The organism is Muricoccus vinaceus, assembly GCF_042433125.1.
In the GTDB taxonomy this organism is placed as follows: domain Bacteria; phylum Pseudomonadota; class Alphaproteobacteria; order Acetobacterales; family Acetobacteraceae; genus Roseomonas; species Roseomonas vinacea.
In genome coordinates this window covers 324871-341905 of sequence record NZ_JBHLVZ010000005.1, presented here as the reverse complement: position 1 = coordinate 341905, position 17035 = coordinate 324871, and the positions used below count along the sequence as shown (strand labels likewise).

The following is a 17035-nucleotide window of genomic DNA, read 5'->3' as shown; positions in this document are numbered from 1 at the left end:
GGCGCGCTACAACCGCGAACTGGCCGACTTCGTCCGGCAAGCCCGGGCAACCCGGTAGCGGCGCCGGCCCTCACGCCGGAGAGCCTTGCCCTGGGCTGAGATCGCTTGCGGCACCCCGGGGAGAGCAAGCCCTTCTTCCTCTCCCCGGACCCGTCGGCGGCCGTGCCATCGGCCCGGGGCGGCCGCACCATCAGGAAGGTTCCCCGGCAGGAAGGTTCCCCGGCAGGAACCCCGGTCGACCGGTGCGTGCGCGGCAGCCGCGGGTAGGCCCGGCAAGCTCCCGGCGGAAGAGGCCCCGAGTGCGCCGCGCCCTCGTCGCGCCACCGGCGGCACCCAGGACTAGGCCTCCCGCCGAACGGCGTCAGACCGACAACCCCGCGCACCAGCCCGAGGCCCAGGCCCACTGGAAGTTGTAGCCCCCCAGCCATCCCGTCACGTCCACCGCCTCGCCCACCACATGCAGCCCCGGCACGTCCTTCGCCGCCAGCGTGCGGGAGGAAAGGGCGGCCGTGTCCACGCCTCCCGCCATCACCTCCGCCTTGGCGTAGCCCTCGGTGCCCACGGGTGTCAGCGCCATGCCCTTGAGCATCGCCGCCACGCCGTTCAGCGCCTTGTTCCCCAGCTCCCCGACGGGCCGCGTGTGTTCCGCCAGCCGGGTCGTCCCCAGCGCCGAGGCCAACCGCTGCGGCAGCTTCTCCGCCAGCACCGTGTGCAGCGCCGCCCGCGGCCGCTCGTCCCGCCGGGCCCGCAGCCAGGCACCCGCATCCACCTCCGGCAGGAGGTCCACCGTCACGGCCTGCCCTGGCCGCCAGGGCGTCGAAACCTGCAGGATCGCGGGCCCGGACAGCCCGCGATGCGTGAACAGCATCGCCTCCCGGAAGGCCGATCCCCCCGCCCGCGCCTCCACCGGCAACGACACGCCGGAAATCGGCCGCATGAGCCCCAGCGCCTCCTCCCCGAAGGTCATCGGCACCAGCCCCGGACGCGGCTCCACCACGGGCAGCCCGAAGCGCCGGGCAAGGTCCAGCGAAAGCCCCGTCGCCCCCATCTTCGGGATGGAAAGCCCGCCCGTGGCCAGCACCAGCGCCGGCGCGGTGAAGGCCCCCCGGTCCGTTTCCACCCGGAACCCGTCGGCGCGCGACACATCGGTGATCCGGTGCCGCAGCCGCAGGTCCACGCCCGCCGCCCCGCATTCCGCCAGCAGCATGTCCACGATCGCCCGCGCCGAGCCGTCGCAGAACAACTGCCCCAGCGTCTTCTCGTGATAGGCGATGCGGTGCTTCTCCACGAGCGCGATGAAGTCCCCCGCCGTGTAGCGGCTGAGCGCCGAGCGCGCGAACTGCGGATTGTTCGAGAAGAAGCGCGACGGCTCCGTGCCCGTGTTGGTGAAGTTGCAGCGCCCGCCGCCGGAAATCAGGATCTTCGCCCCCGGCCCCTCCGCATGGTCCAGCAGCAGCACGCGCTTCCCGCGCTGCCCCGCCGCCATGGCGCACATCAGCCCCGCGGCCCCCGCGCCGAGCACGATCGCGTCGAAGTCGCTCATCTCATGATCCCCTTGGATCATCCCATGATCCTCTGGATCATCCCATGATCCGCCGGATGACCGAGAGCGGCGTCTTGTAGGGCGGGTAGCGCATCGGCGGATCGATCCCCGCCGGCTGGCGGAACACCGCCCGCGCGTTGGAGAAGGCCTCGAACCCCGCCTGCCCGTGATACCGCCCCTGTCCGCTCGGCCCCACGCCGCCGAAGGGAAGGTCCGGCACCGTGCAGTGCACGATCGCCTCGTTCACGCAGAACCCGCCCGAGGGCAGCGCCCCCGCCACCGCCTCCGCGAAGCCCTGATTCCGCGTGTGAACGTAAAGCGCCAGCGGGCGCGGCATGGCCGACAAGCTCCGCAGCAGCTCCCCCTGGTCCCGCCAGGTCGCCACCGGCAGCACCGGCCCGAAGATCTCCTCCCTGAGCAGCGCCGGGTCGGGGTCCAGCAGGATCGTCGGCTGCATGTGCAGCGCCGCCTCGTCCACGGCACCGCCATGCACCACCCGCCCGCGTGCCGCGAAGGCCCGCACGCGCTCCAGGTGACGCGCGTTCACCACCCGCTGCATCCCGCGCCCGTCCGCGCCGTAGAAGCGGGCCAGCACGGCGCGCAGCGCCGCCACCAGCGCCTCCGCCCGGTCCTCGTGCACCAGCAGGTGATTGGGCGCGAGGCAGGTCTGCCCCGCGTTCAGGAACTTCGCCCAGGCCACCCGCCGCGCCGTCAGCGCCACGTCGGCGTCGGCGTTCACCACGCAGGGGTTCGCGCCCCCCAACTCCAGCGTCACCGTCGCCAGGTTCCGCGCCGCCGCCTCGGCCACCCGGCGCCCCGTTTCCGTGCCGCCCGTGAAGAAGATGTGGTCGAAGGGCTGCGCGCAGAGCGCCGCCGCCACCTCCGGCCCGCCCTCCACCACCCGCACATGCCCCGGCGCGAAGCAGCGCGCCACCAGCCGCCCCAGCACCCCCGCCGTGGCCGGCGCCACCTCCGAAGGCTTGAGCACCACCGCGTTCCCCGCGGCCACCGCGCTGACCAGCGGCAGCAGGCAGAGCTGCACCGGATAGTTCCAGGGCCCGAGGATCAGCACGGCCCCCTTGGGCTCCATCCGCAGCGCCGCGCGCCCCGGCAGATGGAACCACCGCGCCCCCACGCGCCGCTCCCCCGCCCAGCGCGAGAGACGGCGCAGGCACAGCGCGATCTCCTGCCGCACCAGCATGATCTCGGAGGTCCAGCCCTCGAAGGCCGACTTGCCGAGATCCGCCGCCAGCGCCTCCAGAACCTCTCCCTCCATCGCCTCCAACCCGTCCCGCAGCGCCTCCAGCGCGGCGCGGCGGGCGGGCAGGGGGGGTGCGCCGGTCGCGACATGCGCGCGCGCGGCATCCAGAAGGGCGGGGGCGTCAACCATGCGCCGCTCTAGCAGGACCGCCGCGGCGTGGCACGCCCGGGGGCACCCGCGCCGCGCGCAGCAACGGTCTGTCTAGTCGGCGCCCCGCGCCCCGGCAGGCACCCCATCCGGCCCGGCCTCCGCGGGGCGCGCCACCATCAGCCGGTTCGTATAGGCGTCGAGATGCGCCGGCAGGGCCGCCGCCACCGGCGCGTAGCGGAAGGCAAACACCGGCAGCAGCGAGTACTGCACCTGCAGGATCAGCCGCGGCATGGCCCGGGGCGGCGTTCCCATGTGGATGCCGTGCGTGTCCGCCAGAAAGGTCGTGCCCGCCCGCCCCGTCACGGTCCGGATGCTTCCCGCCCCGTAGGCCCGCTCGGCGGCCCCCAGTTCGAAGGGCCTGGCCCGCAGGTCCGCGGCGGTCTTGTGGGACCCCAGCACATAGACGTGCGGGCCATCCTCCGGCCCGACATCGGTCAGGTAGACGAACAGCTTCAGGAAACGCCAGTCATCGGGATCGCGGTGAAGGAGCTGCGTCTGGTCCGGCCGCGCGGACAAGGAGCCGACGGCCTGCCCGGACGAAGGGAATGACCAGCGCACCCCCAGGCTGGAGATGGTCGGCACGCAGCCGAGATAACCGGCGGCGATCCGCAGGACGTCCGGCGCGTTGATCGCCTCCATCAGCCCGGGGCAGGCCACCACGGTATGAAGCGGATAGGCCGCCATGCCCGTGCCGGGCGGCAGGTCCTCGAGCGCCATCGGCTGCCCGCCCGGCCCGATCAGGCGCTGGCGCCGGAAGAAATCCAGCATCGACCGGATCGCATCGGCCGGCAGAAGGTCCTCGGTCGTCGCCAGCCCCTCGGCGTCCAGCCCTGCCAGGGCAGCCGCCACGCAAGCTCCGGCCGGCCCTCCCGGTCCCGCGCCGTGGCGCATCCGGATCGCCGCCGCGAGGCCCCGGGACACCGTGCCCCTGAGGCCGCGCGGCGTTACCAGGCGCTGGAGGTAGTAGGGCACGGCACTGCGCCAGGAGAACCCGTGGCCAGGGCGAAGCTGCGCGTAGCCAATCATCGGAACCGCTTCCCGCAACGCGAGGCATCGTCCGGTCCATCCTGGATCCGGATCGTTCGCTTCTGGTACCGATCATAGCCGCCTATCCGCCCGGGTGCGGCAGCGAACAAACCCTCCGCGACCCGGTCACGGGAAGGTGTAGCGGAGTTTCGGAACGGTGGTTCCCGGCTGGGCAATGCGGAGGCGCGGTCCTCCCGGGTGCCTCACCGCCGGGCGAGCCACTCCACCAGCTTCCCCCGCAGCCAGATCTCGCTCGGGTCCTGGTCCACCGCCAGCCGCCAGGCCATGTGCGTCATCGCCTCCGGGCAGGGAAAGGGCGGCGGGTCCGCCACCAGCCGCGACAGCGTCCCCAGGGCCGCCATCGCCTCCAGCGCCCCTTCGGGCACCAGGCACAGCATGTCCGAGCCCGACAGCGCCGCCGGCATCAGCCCAAAGTCCGGCACGCCCATCACCACGTGCCGACGGCGCCCGAGCCTCGCCAGCGCCTCGTCCGCGAAGCCCGTCAGGTCGCCCCTTGGCGTCACCAGCAGGTGCGGCCGCTCGCAATAGCTGTCGAGGTCCACCGGCCCCGGCGAATCCCGGTCCCGCACCACCCGCCAGCCGTCGCGCCGGAGCACGCGCTGCTTGCTGGCCGCCGGCAGGTCGGTCACCAGCCCCAGCACGGTGTTCGCCTCCCGCGAGGCCAGCAGGTGCGGGATGTTGCGGTAGTTCGCCGTGCGGATGATGAACTGGCAGTGCGGCGCCGCCTCGCGCAGCAGCGGCACCACCGGCACCATGGCCATGCCGATATCCGCGCTCATGCCAATGCGGAAGGTGCGGATATCGGTGGCGGGGTCGAAGGGAATGGCGCCGGCCACGGCCCCCGCCATGCCGGTCAGCGCCGGCCCCAACTGCTCCATCAAGGCCTCAGCCCGCGGCGTCGGCTCCAGCACGCGCCCGTTCCGGATGAACAGCTCATCATGGAAGAAGGCCCGGAGCCGCCCGAGGGCCGAGGAGGTCGCCGGCTGAGACAGGAACAGGCTCTCCCCCGCCCGCGTCACGCTGCGCTCGCGCATCAGGGCGGCGAACACCGGCAGCAGGTTCAGGTCGAACTGCCGCAGCCCCACCTCGTCCGGGCGTCGCTGCATTGTCCTCTCCTTCGGGAAGGTTCCATCCACCGCGCGAATGGCAGGCATCCATGCCGTGAAGTGGGAGAAGGCCGCCAGCGGCCCATATGAGGTGACAAGACGACGATATGTCTCGCCGCCATTCACACGGAATATAAAATAATGTCTGCCTCCATGTTCACCAAGACCCTTCGCACCCTCGGCCTCGCGGTTGCCCTCTGCGGCGCGCTCGTTTCCTCGAACGCCTTTGCCGCCCGTACCGTCTGGACCGTGGACGGCGTGATGACCGTGCCCGACGCGCCCGCCGCCTCCGCCAGCCGCACCCCGCTCGCCGACACCAACCGCTCCCCCGCCCAGAATTTCCTGGAGCTGAGCGGCGCCACCGGCGGCGGCGGCCAGCACTCCTGACCGCTGGCGCGGCTTCCGCGCCGCGCTGAAGACGAAAGGGGCCGCCGGCACTGCCGGCGGCCCCTTTCCGCGTCAGGCCGCCGCGCTCACCCGCGCCGGAGGTTCCACAGATACGGGTTCGGTCCCTGCAACACGCCCGAAAGGTCCGAGCGGAACGCGGTCTTCAGCACGAACAGGCCGCTGGGCGCGAAGCCCACATGCTCCCAGGCCGAGCGCTGCACGGCCGCGAAGGCCTCGGCCTGCGCCGCCGCATCGGACGCATAGAGCCACCTCTCGATCCCCGCCTCCGTGGCGGGATCGGACGGCCAGCCGAACCAGGCCGTCGGCCCGTCGCCCCGGATGCCCGAATTCACCGCCGGATTGGCGATGGAGGCCGACGGGAAGTTGGTGGGGTAGATGCTCCAGCCCCCGTGCGACGCATCCTCGCGCGAGTTCCGGCGGGACAGCATCGCCGCCCAGTCCATCTCCTGCAGGTCCACCTCGAAGCCGAGCTGCCGGCACACATCCGCCGCCAGGCGCCCCTGCGGCGCCACCGCCGCGAAGTCGGTGGGGTTGATCACCACCACCTTCGCCCCTTCCGCCCCCGCGGCCCGGATGGCGGCCCGCGCCTTCGCGATGTCGCGCGGCGGGCTTGGGAACTCCTCCACCCCCGGCAGGGTGCAGGGAAACAGCGCATGGCATTCCCGCCAGTCGCCGGGCGCCGCCACCGCCGCCATGTGGTCGGGCTGGCTGATGCAGTCCCTGACCGCGCGGCGCACCTCCACCTTGTCGAAGGGCGCGTGCAGGTGGTTGAACCGGATCACGCCCAGAAAGCCCGTGGGGTCGTAGATCTGCGTGCGGATGTTCCGGTCCCGCGCCATCAGCGGCAGCAGGTCGGGCAGGGGATACTCCACCCAGTCCACCTCGCCCCGCTGCAAGGCCGCTCCCGCCGTCGCCCCGTCCGGGATGATGTGCCACTCCAGCCGGTCGAAGTTCACGCGCTTGCCGCCCGAGGCTCCCTCCGCCGCCTCGTCGCGCGGCCGGTAGGCCTCGTTGCGCGCATAGGCGACGAAGCTGCCCGGGTTGAACTCGCCGGCCACGAACTTCCAGGGCCCGCTGCCCACCATCTCCGGCACGGGCCTGTCGGGCGCCGTCGCCGCCAGCCGCTCGGGCATGATGAAGGGCGGCACGCCGGCGGGCTTGCCCAGCGCATAGAGCATCGCCGGGAAGGGCCGGTTCAGCCGGATCGTCAGCGTGCGGTCATCGGGCGCTCCCCATTCCGCCACCGCCTTCGCAAGGATCTGCCCGAACAGGTCCCGCACGCACCAGCGCTTCAGGCTCGCCACGCAATCCCTGGACAGAACCGGCGCGCCGTCATGGAAGCGCAGGCCGTCCCGCAGCCTGATGGTCCAGCGCAACCCGTCCGCGCTCACCTCGTGCCCGGCCGCCATCTGCGGGTGGATGTTCAGCTTCGCGTCGGTCGCGAACAGCACGTCGAACACGCAGAAGCCGTGCGTGGTGCTGATGGTCGCGTTCTGAACGATCGGGTCCAGCGCCGTCAGCGCCGCCTGCGGCACGAAGCGCAGGGTCCGGGCGCGCGCCGGCTGCGCGAGCGCGGGATGCGCCAGGGGCAGGGCGAGTGGCAGCGCCCCGGCGGCGCGTGTCAGCAGGGAACGGCGGTGCATCCTGTTTTCCTCCAGCCCGCCCGGGAAGGGCAGGGGAGGGGGAGCACCGGAGCGGCCACGTGCGCGCGAACGCCCCGCCGGCCGCGAAGGCCGGAAGCGGGCGGTTCCGCACGAGGCGGGCGCGTGGTCCTCATGGTGCACCGATCCCTACGCCGGTCCGAACCGGGTCAGGTTCCAGGGGTCGCGGGTTGCCCCGCCTCTCAGCCCGAAATGGGCTCCCCCCGGTGTCCTCGGGCGGTATGGAAGCGCCGTGGAACCGGCGCAAGTCCGGGCGCCGCCAAGCCTGCGTGATGCGCGCCACCACCGCGCGTCACGCGGCGGGCACCGCACTGCCGCACCGGGCGCGGCCGCCCGCGCGCCTCAGTTCAGCAGCTGCCCCGGCGGCGGACCCGCATCGAAGGCCGACAGGTCCAGCCCCGTGCTCCGCCGTCCGGCCGGCGAGCCCCGGCGCTTGCGTCCCGCCTCCCGCATCGACCCGGGCCGCGCGATGCTCTCCGCCGCCACCCGCTCCAGCCCTTCGTTCACCACCGCCGGCAGAACCGGGCCGGGCGCCAGCACGGGGGTGGCCGGCAGCACCGGCCGGATCATCGCCGACACCACGCTGAACCCCCGCAGGTCCCGCACGAGCGACACATAGGCCTGCGCCCAGAACACGGAGCCATCCCCCCGGACATACCGCTTGGCCAGGCTGAACGGCTCGTCGTGCAGCCGCAGCCGCTCCAGCAGCTGGCGGCTCGCGGGCCAGTCGTCGGGATGGGTCAGCGCCTCGATCGTGCGCCCCACCAGGGCCGCGGGCTCATAGCCCAGCAGCTCGCACAGCGTGCGGTCCACCTGCGTCAGGCGGCCTTCCTCGTCGCTCAGGGCCAGGCCGAAGCAGAGGTCGATCAATCCGGTGATCCCGCTGAATGCACGTTGCCGCCTCTTCGATCACTGCGGACGTGAGAACGCCGGACAAAGCGTCAAGTCATTCGTGTGTTCCTGCCTTCGAAACAATCTCGTCACCGCCTCGCGGAAAACCAGGAAGCACCCTCCGCCGGCCCGCAGGGAACCCGCGCCCCGCGCCCCGGTTATCGCCCCGCAGGCCACCGCCCACCCCCGAGGAAGAACCCCCATGCCCCGCATTCCCGGCGCCGTCGTCGTCATCGCAGGCGCCTCCAGCGGCATCGGCCGCGCCACCGCCCAGCTTCTCGCCCGGCGCGGCGCCCATCTCGTCCTCGCCTCCCGCCGCCCCGACACGCTGGAGGTCGTGCGCGCCGAGTGCGAGCGCCTGGGCGCCGAGGCCATCGCCTTCCCCACCGACGTCACCGACGCCTTCGCCGTGCGCCAGCTCGCCGAGGCCGCCCGCATCCGCTTCGGCCGCATCGACGTCTGGATCAACAACGCCGGCATCGGCGCCATCGGCCCCTTCGAGGAGGTGCCGGTCGAGGCCCATGCCCGCACGGTCCAGACCAACCTGATGGGCGGCATCCACGGCGCCCATGCCGTGTTGCCGCTGTTCAAGCGGCAGGGCCACGGCGTGCTGGTCAACACCCTCTCGATCGGCTCCTGGGTGCCCACACCCTTCGCCGCCTCCTATGCCGCCTCCAAGGCCGGTGCCCGCGCCTTCTCGGAATCCCTGCGCGCCGAGCTCCAGGACCGGCCGGAGATCCATGTCTGCGACGTCTTCCCGGCCGTGGTGGACACGCCGGGCCTCCATCACGGCGCCAACCACTCCGGCCACCGGATCGAGGTCGGCGGCCCCGTCACCTCCCCCTTCACGGTGGCGGAAACCATCGCCGGCCTGATCGAGAACCCGCGCAACGCCGCCCCGGTCGGCGCCTCCGCCTGGGCCATGCGCATGGTGTCCACCCTCGCGCCCACGCCGATCCGCTGGGCCATGGGAAAGGTGATGCGCCGCGGCCTCGGAAAGGCCCCCAAGGCCGCGCCGACGGATGGCAACCTCTTCACGGCGCCCACGGATCATGGCGTGTATGGCGGCCTGCGGAAGGAAGCGGCCGTCCGGATTCCCCCCAAGGCCTGGTGGGCCGCGGCCGGGATCATCGGCTTCTGGTTCGTCCGCAGGCGCTGAACCCCGAACCCCGAACCCCGAAAGGACCCCCGCGTGGAGATCGACATCCCCGAGGTGCGCGCCGAGGTCGAGGCCGCCTTCGCCCGCTACGAGCAGGCGCTGATCACCAACGACGTGCCCGTGCTGGAGGAACTCTTCCGCGACGCCCCGCAGACCATCCGCTACGGCGCCGCCGAGAACCTCTACGGCATGGACGAGATCCGCGCCTTCCGCCGCGCCCGCCCCCCGGTGGGCCTGATGCGCAGCCTGTCGCGCACCGTCATCACCACCTACGGCCGCGACTTCGCCACCGCCAACACGATGTTCCACCGCGACGGCATGGCCGGGAAGGTCGGCCGCCAGAGCCAGGCCTGGGCCCGCTTCCCCGAGGGCTGGCGGGTGGTCTCGGCGCATGTGAGCGTGATCGCCGGGGGCTGACCCGGCCGGCCCATCCCCGCACCAGCAGGGCGATGGGCCGCCACCTCAGCGCCCCGGCCCCTCCCAGACGCCGCCCGCCTCGTCGGCCAGGCCGATCCCCGTCCAGGCCCGCTGGACCGCTGCCACGAAGCCGGGATGCCCGTCGCGCTCCAGCCGCCGGAAGCTGCGCTCCAGCAGCCGCGCGCCGCCCCTGGCATAGAGCCGCCACCCCACGATCCCGATCTGCGCCCCGATCACCGCCAGCACCGGGTCCTCCCGTGCCTGGCGCAGCGCCACCACGTCCGCGTGCTCCGGATTGTCCATCTCGGCCTGCACGTCGCGGAAGATCTGCTGCATCAGCCGCTCGAATTCCTCCGGCGGCGGCGGCGGCGGGGGAGGCGGCTGTTCCTCGCGCCACTGCCGGTGCGCCCGCGCCAGCCGGCCGAGGATCGCCTCCTCCGCCCCCACATCGCTCATGCCGACCTCCTCCAGCCCCGCCGCGCGGGACGGGGCACCCGCGGCCCCGTCCCGCGTCCCCGCGCTACGTCGCGGCCACGGTCCGCTGGGTCTGCACCCCCAGCCCCTCGATCCCCAGCCGCATCACCTGCCCCGGCCGCAGATAAACCGGCGGCTTCATCCCCAGCCCCACGCCCGGCGGGGTGCCCGTGGTGATGATGTCCCCCGGATGCAGCGTCACGAAGCGCGACACATAGGAAACCAGCGTCCGCACGTCGAAGATCATCGTGCGCGTGGAGCCGTCCTGCATCCGCCTGCCGTCCAGCTCCAGCCACATGGCGAGGTCCTGCGGGTCGGGCACCTCGTCCGCCGTCACCAGCCAGGGCCCCACCGGGCCGTAGCCGTCGGCGCTCTTGCCCTTGTCCCAGGTGCCGCCACGCTCGAGCTGCCATTCCCGCTCGGACACGTCGTTGCACACCGCGTAGCCCGCCACGTGGTCCAGCGCCGCTCCCTCGGAAACCCGCCGCGCGGTGGTCCCGATCACGATGGCCAGCTCCACCTCCCAGTCGCTCTTCTGGCTGTCGGGGGGAATGGCGATCTCGTCGTCCGGCCCCGCCAGCGTGTTCAGCGACTTCAGGAAGATGATGGGCTCCTTGGGCACCGCCGCCCCGCTTTCCGCGGCGTGGTCGGCGTAGTTCAGCCCGATCGCGACGAAGTTCCGCGTCCCCCCGACCGGCGGCCCCAGCCGCACCCCCGCCTCCACGGCGGGCAGGGCCGAGGGGTCCAGCGCCGCCAGCCGCGCGATCCCCGCCCGGGAGAGCACCTCTCCCGACAGGTCGGGCACCACGCCCGAAAGGTCGCGGATCACCCCCTGCGCGTCCAGCATCCCGGGTTTCTCGGCGCCCGGGGCACCGTATCGCAGCAGCTTCATGGTTTCTCTTTCCCGCGTTTCGTCCGGGGCGCGCGGTTCACCAACGCGCGCCCATAACCCCGTCGCCCGCTTCTTTCGCTTGGCCGGGCCCGCCCGGCAAGCGCGGCGCTCAGCCGAAGCTTTCCTCGAGGAACACCTGCACCGTCTGGAACAGCGCGCCGCGGTTGCGTTCCAGCATCATCGTGTGCGTGCCCTCCGCCAGGATCGTCAGCCGCTTGCCCGGCGAGTTCACCATCTGCGGGAACAGCGTGTTGGCCATGGAGGGCGGCGTGTCCCGGTCCCATTCCCCCAGCACCAGCAGCGCCGGCACCGTCACCTTCGCCGGGTCGTAGAAGGGCTTCGCCGCATCCCAGTGGTCCCGGATGTCCTGCAACACGCCGTTCGGCGCGCGCAGCACGGAGGGCACCTGGCGCGATCCCTCCGGGTCGGTCGCGAAGGTCGTGTCCGCCCAGTGCTCGAACCAGCCCGGCGGGATCAGCGCGGCCCGCTTGTTGTCCGGCACCCCCGCCAGCCACCGCTCGCGCGCCTGCGCCCGCGTCACGGTGCGATAGGGCTGCAGGGGCCCCTCGGGCACGGGCACCGCCCCGCGGTTGGCCGGATCGCGCAGCCAGAGCGGCGCGTAAAGCACCACCCGGTCCACCAGCCCCGGATTGTCCGCGGCGAAGCGCGCCACCAGCGACGTGCCCCAGGACCAGCCGATCAGCCCGGTCCTGGTCACGCCCCGGGCCTCGCGGATGTGCTTCAGCGCCGCGGCGATGTCGGCCACCGCCTGCTCGCCCCGCGTCGGCGGCGTGCCCACTTCCCCCGCCGGGCGGGTGGAGCGCCCATAGCCCGCGAGATCCAGGCTCCACACGTCGAAGCCCCGCCCGGCCATGTAGTCCATCCACGACACGCCCGAAAGCGCGAGGTCGAAGGCCGTGCTGGCCGGATAGGTCGCGCCGTGGACGCAAAGCACCACCCGGTCGGGCCGGGCCGCCGCCGCCGCCTCCGGCCGCTTGTTGCGCAGGTAGATCTGCGTTCCGGGCTGCGAGCCCGCGATCAGGACCTCGTCCATCACAACCCCCGCGGGCTGGGCCGCGGCCGGCAGGGCCAGGGCCGCCGCCCCGATCAAAGGACTCGCCATAACAACGCGGCGCTGCATCGTGCTTTCTCCTGGACCATTCCGCCCCGCCAGCGCGGCGCGCGGCGCATGACACACCAAACCGCCGAGGTGGCCAACCTGGGGCCGCCAACCTGGGGAGATCGCCTGCGCCGCCCCAGATGGGGGCCATGAACAGCAGAACGTCCGAAGCGGCAGAATGGCGGAGGGAAGCCTGGGCCACCCTCGTCCTCGCCTGGCCCCTGGCCCTCACCAACCTTTCGCAGATGGCCCTCCTGGCCACCGATGCCGCCTTCCTCGGCCACCTTTCCACCGAGGCACTGGCCGCCGTTACCCTGTCCGGCACCCTGTTCTGGACCATGCTCTCACCCGGTTTCGGCCTGTCCTTCGCCGCCGCGGCCATGCTCGCGCAGGAGCGGGGGCGCCGCGTCGGCCATGCGCGCGCCATGCGCCGCACGCTGCGCGCCGGCCTCTGGGGCGCGGTGCTGGCGGCCATCCCCGGCATGCTGCTGCTCTGGCAGGGCGGCGCCGTGCTGCGCGCCCTGGGCCAGGATCCCGCCCTGGCCGAGGAAGCGCAGCGCTTCATGCGCGCTGTGCTCTGGGGCATCCCCTTCTTCGGCATGTTCCTCACCCTGCGCGGCCTCATGGCGGCGCTGGACCGGCCCTGGCCGCCGCTGGTCATCGGCGTGCTGGCCGTGCCGCTGAACGCCGTCCTCGGCTGGGCGCTGATCTTCGGCCATCTCGGCCTGCCCGCGCTGGGGGTGCAGGGCGCGGGCATCGCCGGCGCCGTGGCGGACACCTTCATGTTCGCGGCGCTGGTCCTCTTCGTGCTGCGCGACCGGCGCCTCCGCCGCTACCGCTTCTTCGGCCGCCTCTGGCGCCTGGATGCCGCCCGCCTCGTCAAGCTCCTGCGCCTGGGCCTGCCCATCTCCGCCCAGATGCTGCTGGAAATCGGGCTGTTCAGCGCGGTGGGGCTGGTGATGGGCGCCTTCGGTGCCCGGGCGGTGGCAGCCCACGCCGTCGCGCTCCAGATCGCCTCCACCACCTTCGCCATCCCGCTGGGCCTGGGGCAGGCCGCGACCACCCGCGTGGGCCTGGCCATCGGCGCCGGCCGGCCGCGCGCGGCCTGGCGCGCCGGCTGGGCGGCCATCCTGCTGTCCACGGCCTTCATGGCCCCCATGGCGGCCCTGATGCTGCTGGCGCCCGAAGCCCTGGTCGCCCTCTTCCTCGACCCGGCCAACCCCGGAGGTCCGGAAACAGCGGCGCTCGCCGCCACCCTCCTGTTCCTGGCGGGCCTGTTCCAGCTCAGCGACGGCGTGCAGGTGGTCGGCGCCGGCGCGCTGCGCGGCCTGCACGACACCCGCGTGCCCATGCTGATCGCCGCCGGGGGCTACTGGGCCCTGGGCTTCAGCGCCGCCCTGGCGCTCGCCTTCCCCGCCGGGTTCGGCCCCGCCGGCATCTGGGCCGGCCTCGTCATCGGCCTGCTCGGCGTCGCCGGCGCCATGAGCTGGCGCTGGGCAGGCCTGTCGCGCCGGGGCGGCTTGACGCCGCGCGCGCGCCTTGCCCCCATCGCCCCATGAGCACCGCCCCCATCTGGAAGAAACCCGCGAGCGCGGAGGAGGCGACCGAGCGCCTCGCCAGCAGCGCCTCCGGCCACCTCGGCCTCCGGATCACGGAGATCGGCCCGGATTTCCTCCGCGGCGCGATGGTGCTGGACCACCGTCACGTCCAGCCCTGGCGCGTCCTGCACGGCGGCATCTCGCTGGTCGTCTCGGAAACGCTGGGCAGCGTCGGTGCCTTCCTGGCCAGCCCCGAGGGCTTCCACGTCGTGGGCATCGAGATCAACGCCAACCACCTGGCCCCCGTGCCGGAGGGACAGGAGATCACGGCGGAGTGCCGCCCCCTGCACACCGGCCGCTCCACCCAGGTCTGGCAAACCGAGATCCGCCGCCCCGACGGCCGCCTGGCCTGCGTCTCCCGCATCACCTGCGCCGTGCTGCCCGACTGATCCGCCCGGCTGATCGGCCGCACGGATCTGGGCAGTGACCTGCCGGACCGATCCCGTTACGATCGGTTGCGTCCCGCCGCGCTCGGGAAACCCTGTTCGCGCCAGGATGCTCTTCCCGGATCATCCGGAAAACGGAGACGCCACGATGCGCAGATCGCTGTTCCTCGCCACCGCGCTTTCGCTGCCCCTGGCCCTGGCGGCCTCGGGCCTGGCCCTGGCCCAGCCCGCCCCGGCCGACTCCGCGCCGCCCCAGGCCCAGGCACCCGTTCCGTCCCCGCCGCCGCCCGGCCCCCGCGGCCCCAGCATGGGAGGCCCCGGCATGGGAGGCCCCGGCATGGGAGGCTCCGGCATGGGAGGCTCCGGCATGGCCGGCCCCGGGATGCCCGGCCCTGGGATGCCCGGTTCCGGCCCGCGCGGCCCCGGCATGATGGAGGCCCACGGCCCCATGCGCGGGTGGCACCGCGGCCCGCCGCCCTCCCGCGCCGCGAGCTTCCACTTCCAGCGCGACGATGCCGAGATCCACATCCACTGCGCAGAGGGCGAGCCCACCCGCGCCTGCGTGGACGCCGCCGCCGTGCTGCTGGACAAGCTCGGCGCCATGCCCTCGCGCTGAACCCCACAGCGGAACGGAAAGGGCGGTCCGATCCCGCCCATCGCGCCCGCTCACGCGAAGATCAGGTACGCCAGCCGCAACAGCCGCTACTGAGGCTCCGAACCAACCGGAGTTCCAGGCATCATCATGCTGTCCCGTCCCGGCCTGCTCCTCGCGTGCCTCGCCCTCGCCGCCGTCCCCGCCCGCGGGGGCGCCACGGCCGGGGAAAGCAACCAGGCAGGCGGCTCCCCCGACGGCCTCCGCTGGGATGGCCCGGAGCCCACCCTCCAGCTCGGCGACGGCGCCTTCACGCTGCGCCCGACGCTCCGCCTGGATGCCGATGCCGGCTCCTTCTTCGGCCAGGACCAGCCGGGCGGCTTCCGCAGCGGCGTGAACATGCGGCGCGCCCGGCTGGGCGCTCAGGGCACCCTTTTGCGGGACTTCTCCTACGCCTTCACCTGGGAGCTCGGCGGCTCCGCGCCCAACGACTACAGCGAGTTCTACGAGGCCCAGATCGCCTATACCGCCCTGCCGGGCGCCACCATCCGCGCGGGCGCCTTCCAGCTGCAGCACCTGCCCGACTATGCCGGCTCCTCCTTCGACCTGCCCTTCCTGGAGCGCGCGGCGATCAGCAACGTCGTGGCCTCGCTCGCCTCCGGCAGCACGCGCCTGGCCGCAGGCATCGAGGGCAACGGCGCCATCGGCACGGCTGGCGCCCGCTGGAACGCCAGCGGCTACGTCACCGGCGGCGTGGCCTCCACCCCCGACGACGAACGCCAGCGCGGCCTCGTCGGGCGCGCCGTGGTCCTGGCGGTGGACAGCCCCGCCCTGCAGCTCCAGTTCGGCCTCGATGCCGCGGCGCAGTTCCACCCGGGCACCAGCCCCGGCGCGGAAAGCATCCGCCTGCGCGACTACCCGGAACTGCGCGTGGACAGCCGCCGCTTCCTGGACAGCGGCACGGTCCGCGCCGATGGCGCCTGGGCCGCGGGCCCCGAACTCTCCGCCCGCTTCGGCCCGCTCTATGTCGAAGGCCTCTGGCAGCGCGTGGCGGTCGATGCCGTCTCCGGCCCCGATCCGCGCCACGAGGGCTGGTACGTCCAGGCCCTTTATCCCCTGTCCGGCCCGCCCCGCCAGCGCTCGGAGTCCAGCGCCACCTGGAAGCGCCCGAAAGCCGAGGGACCGCTCGGCAGCCTCGAACTCGGCGCCCGCTACAGCACCGTGGACCTGCGCGAGGGATCGCGCGGCGCGCGCCAGTCGATCTGGACCGTGGCGCTGAACTGGTATCCCACCGACCGCCTGCGGCTCGCCGCCCAGTACCAGAACGGCACGACCGCCCTGTCCGGGTCGGGCGGAGGCCCGGAGAACCGGAACTTCCAGGCCATCGGCCTCCGCGCCGCCTTCAACCTTTGAGGGCGGCGCGAAACGCTCAGCAGCCGCCGGGCACGGCTTCCAGCGTTTCCAGCCGCCCGTTCACCGAGAACTCGCCGAAGTCCATGTTCAGCTCGTCCGCCACGCCATTGGCATAGTAGCGCAGCCCCACCTCGTAGTCCGGCGAGGCCGCGCCCCCGCCATTGCTGTCCTTGCCGAAGAAGGCGATCCGCATCCGCCCGCTCTCCTGCCCGCCCAGCAGCGGGAAGCGCGGCTGCGCGTCGCCCTCGCGCCGCCAGGGGGAGATGATCGTGGTGCTCTCCTGCGACCCGTCCTCGCTGGTGCCATCCATCAGCGGCACGTTCAGGATGCGCTCCGCCGCCCGCGCCGCCCCGATCGCCCGGATGGTGTGGGCCATCGGCAGCAGCGTCCCCGCCGGCAGCCTCTCCTGGGCCGGCTTGGGCTGCTCGTAATTCGCCACCCCCGAGCCATCGGGCTGGAGCACCGCCTCGCCGGTGATGCGGTTGCTCACCGCGCCCCCGGTCATCTGCGTCATGGAGAAGCGCAGCCGCCGCCCGTCCTTGCTTTCCCAGGTGGCGTAGTCGGAGGCCGTCTCGATCGCCTGCCCGTCCCGGTCCTGCAGCCGCATGGACAGCCGCTGCCGGCTCGCCCAGCCGTCGCAGGCATCCAGCACCTCGAACAACATCACGCCCTCGGCGCGGGCGATGTCCGAACTGTCGCGCGACTTGTCGAAGGTCAGGCGATAGGCCCCGCGGTGAGGCACCATCGCCTCCGACCCCGGCAGGGCGGCCGGGGCCTGGGCCGCCCCGGGTGCCGCCGCGGGTGCGGGCTGGGCGGGGGCCGGCCCCGCGAGCGCAAGGGCCGCCCCCAGCGCGAGGACGGGGGCGGTGGTGACGGCGAGAAGAGAGCGCAGGCGCATCGAGGTGCCTTTCCGGTTC

Annotated in this window: 17 protein-coding genes and 1 riboswitch; of the genes, 7 read left to right on the top strand and 10 right to left on the bottom strand. The window is 73.1% G+C overall.

Annotated features, from left to right (window positions below):
- Nucleotides 1–361: 361 nt before the first annotated feature.
- The 4 genes from ACFFIC_RS08060 to ACFFIC_RS08045 form a co-directional block, all read right to left on the bottom strand.
- On the bottom strand, nucleotides 362–1543 hold the full coding sequence (locus tag ACFFIC_RS08060; protein ID WP_377049657.1) for a BaiN/RdsA family NAD(P)/FAD-dependent oxidoreductase: 1182 nt from the start codon (nucleotides 1541–1543) through the stop codon (nucleotides 362–364).
- A 37-nt stretch (nucleotides 1544–1580) separates the two neighbouring features.
- Complete coding sequence (locus tag ACFFIC_RS08055) at nucleotides 1581–2933, bottom strand: aldehyde dehydrogenase family protein (RefSeq protein ID WP_377049656.1); 1353 nt, start codon at nucleotides 2931–2933, stop codon at nucleotides 1581–1583.
- 72 nt (nucleotides 2934–3005) lie between these two features.
- Nucleotides 3006–3980 (bottom strand): phytanoyl-CoA dioxygenase family protein, encoded by a 975-nt coding sequence (locus ACFFIC_RS08050; protein WP_377049655.1) that lies wholly within the window; start codon nucleotides 3978–3980, stop codon nucleotides 3006–3008.
- A gap of 203 nt (nucleotides 3981–4183) precedes the next feature.
- Nucleotides 4184–5107: a LysR substrate-binding domain-containing protein gene (locus ACFFIC_RS08045; protein ID WP_377049654.1), complete on the bottom strand. Its 924-nt coding sequence runs from the start codon at nucleotides 5105–5107 to the stop codon at nucleotides 4184–4186.
- 141 nt (nucleotides 5108–5248) lie between these two features.
- On the opposite strand from ACFFIC_RS08045, the gene ACFFIC_RS08040 reads away from it, so the two are divergent.
- Nucleotides 5249–5494 (top strand): hypothetical protein, encoded by a 246-nt coding sequence (locus ACFFIC_RS08040; RefSeq protein WP_377049653.1) that lies wholly within the window; start codon nucleotides 5249–5251, stop codon nucleotides 5492–5494.
- Between the two features lie 86 nt (nucleotides 5495–5580).
- Here the strand turns inward: ACFFIC_RS08040 and ACFFIC_RS08035 are convergent, their stop codons facing one another.
- Nucleotides 5581–7158 (bottom strand): ABC transporter substrate-binding protein, encoded by a 1578-nt coding sequence (locus tag ACFFIC_RS08035; RefSeq protein WP_377049652.1) that lies wholly within the window; start codon nucleotides 7156–7158, stop codon nucleotides 5581–5583.
- Nucleotides 7159–7284: 126 nt separating this feature from the next.
- Nucleotides 7285–7390: riboswitch (TPP riboswitch) on the bottom strand.
- A gap of 128 nt (nucleotides 7391–7518) precedes the next feature.
- The gene (locus ACFFIC_RS08030) at nucleotides 7519–8046 is read right to left on the bottom strand and encodes a PAS domain S-box protein (RefSeq protein WP_377049651.1); all 528 of its coding nucleotides are present in this window, start codon (nucleotides 8044–8046) and stop codon (nucleotides 7519–7521) included.
- 223 nt (nucleotides 8047–8269) lie between these two features.
- Between ACFFIC_RS08030 and ACFFIC_RS08025 the strand changes: the two genes are divergently transcribed.
- Nucleotides 8270–9226, top strand: coding sequence for an SDR family oxidoreductase (locus tag ACFFIC_RS08025; RefSeq protein ID WP_377049650.1), 957 nt, complete (start codon nucleotides 8270–8272; stop codon nucleotides 9224–9226).
- Nucleotides 9227–9259: 33 nt separating this feature from the next.
- Nucleotides 9260–9643: an oxalurate catabolism protein HpxZ gene (gene hpxZ / locus ACFFIC_RS08020; protein ID WP_377049649.1), complete on the top strand. Its 384-nt coding sequence runs from the start codon at nucleotides 9260–9262 to the stop codon at nucleotides 9641–9643.
- Between the two features lie 45 nt (nucleotides 9644–9688).
- On the opposite strand, the gene ACFFIC_RS08015 is transcribed toward hpxZ, so the two are convergent.
- The 3 genes from ACFFIC_RS08015 to ACFFIC_RS08005 form a co-directional block, all read right to left on the bottom strand.
- Nucleotides 9689–10099 carry a hypothetical protein gene (locus tag ACFFIC_RS08015; protein WP_377049648.1) on the bottom strand — a complete coding sequence of 137 codons (411 nt, stop codon included), beginning with the start codon at nucleotides 10097–10099 and terminating at the stop codon, nucleotides 9689–9691.
- Nucleotides 10100–10163: 64 nt separating this feature from the next.
- The gene (locus ACFFIC_RS08010) at nucleotides 10164–11009 is read right to left on the bottom strand and encodes a fumarylacetoacetate hydrolase family protein (RefSeq protein WP_377049647.1); all 846 of its coding nucleotides are present in this window, start codon (nucleotides 11007–11009) and stop codon (nucleotides 10164–10166) included.
- 109 nt (nucleotides 11010–11118) lie between these two features.
- Nucleotides 11119–12150, bottom strand: a complete 1032-nt coding sequence (locus ACFFIC_RS08005) for an alpha/beta hydrolase (protein WP_377049646.1) — start codon at nucleotides 12148–12150, stop codon at nucleotides 11119–11121.
- A gap of 128 nt (nucleotides 12151–12278) precedes the next feature.
- On the opposite strand from ACFFIC_RS08005, the gene ACFFIC_RS08000 reads away from it, so the two are divergent.
- The 4 genes from ACFFIC_RS08000 to ACFFIC_RS07985 all read left to right on the top strand — a co-directional run bounded on the left by ACFFIC_RS08000 (nucleotide 12279) and on the right by ACFFIC_RS07985 (nucleotide 16118).
- A complete protein-coding gene (locus tag ACFFIC_RS08000; protein WP_377049645.1) occupies nucleotides 12279–13688 on the top strand; it encodes an MATE family efflux transporter in 1410 nt (469 codons plus the stop codon).
- Nucleotides 13685–14116 (top strand): PaaI family thioesterase, encoded by a 432-nt coding sequence (locus tag ACFFIC_RS07995; protein ID WP_377049644.1) that lies wholly within the window; start codon nucleotides 13685–13687, stop codon nucleotides 14114–14116. The genes ACFFIC_RS08000 and ACFFIC_RS07995 overlap by 4 nt, the downstream gene beginning before the upstream one ends.
- Before the next feature lie 145 nt (nucleotides 14117–14261).
- Nucleotides 14262–14729 (top strand): hypothetical protein, encoded by a 468-nt coding sequence (locus ACFFIC_RS07990; RefSeq protein WP_377049643.1) that lies wholly within the window; start codon nucleotides 14262–14264, stop codon nucleotides 14727–14729.
- Between the two features lie 126 nt (nucleotides 14730–14855).
- On the top strand, nucleotides 14856–16118 hold the full coding sequence (locus tag ACFFIC_RS07985; RefSeq protein WP_377049642.1) for an OprO/OprP family phosphate-selective porin: 1263 nt from the start codon (nucleotides 14856–14858) through the stop codon (nucleotides 16116–16118).
- Nucleotides 16119–16134: 16 nt separating this feature from the next.
- Here ACFFIC_RS07985 and ACFFIC_RS07980 read toward each other — a convergent pair whose 3' ends face one another.
- The gene (locus ACFFIC_RS07980; RefSeq protein ID WP_377049641.1) at nucleotides 16135–17016 is read right to left on the bottom strand and encodes an EipB family protein; all 882 of its coding nucleotides are present in this window, start codon (nucleotides 17014–17016) and stop codon (nucleotides 16135–16137) included.
- Nucleotides 17017–17035 lie beyond the last annotated feature (19 nt).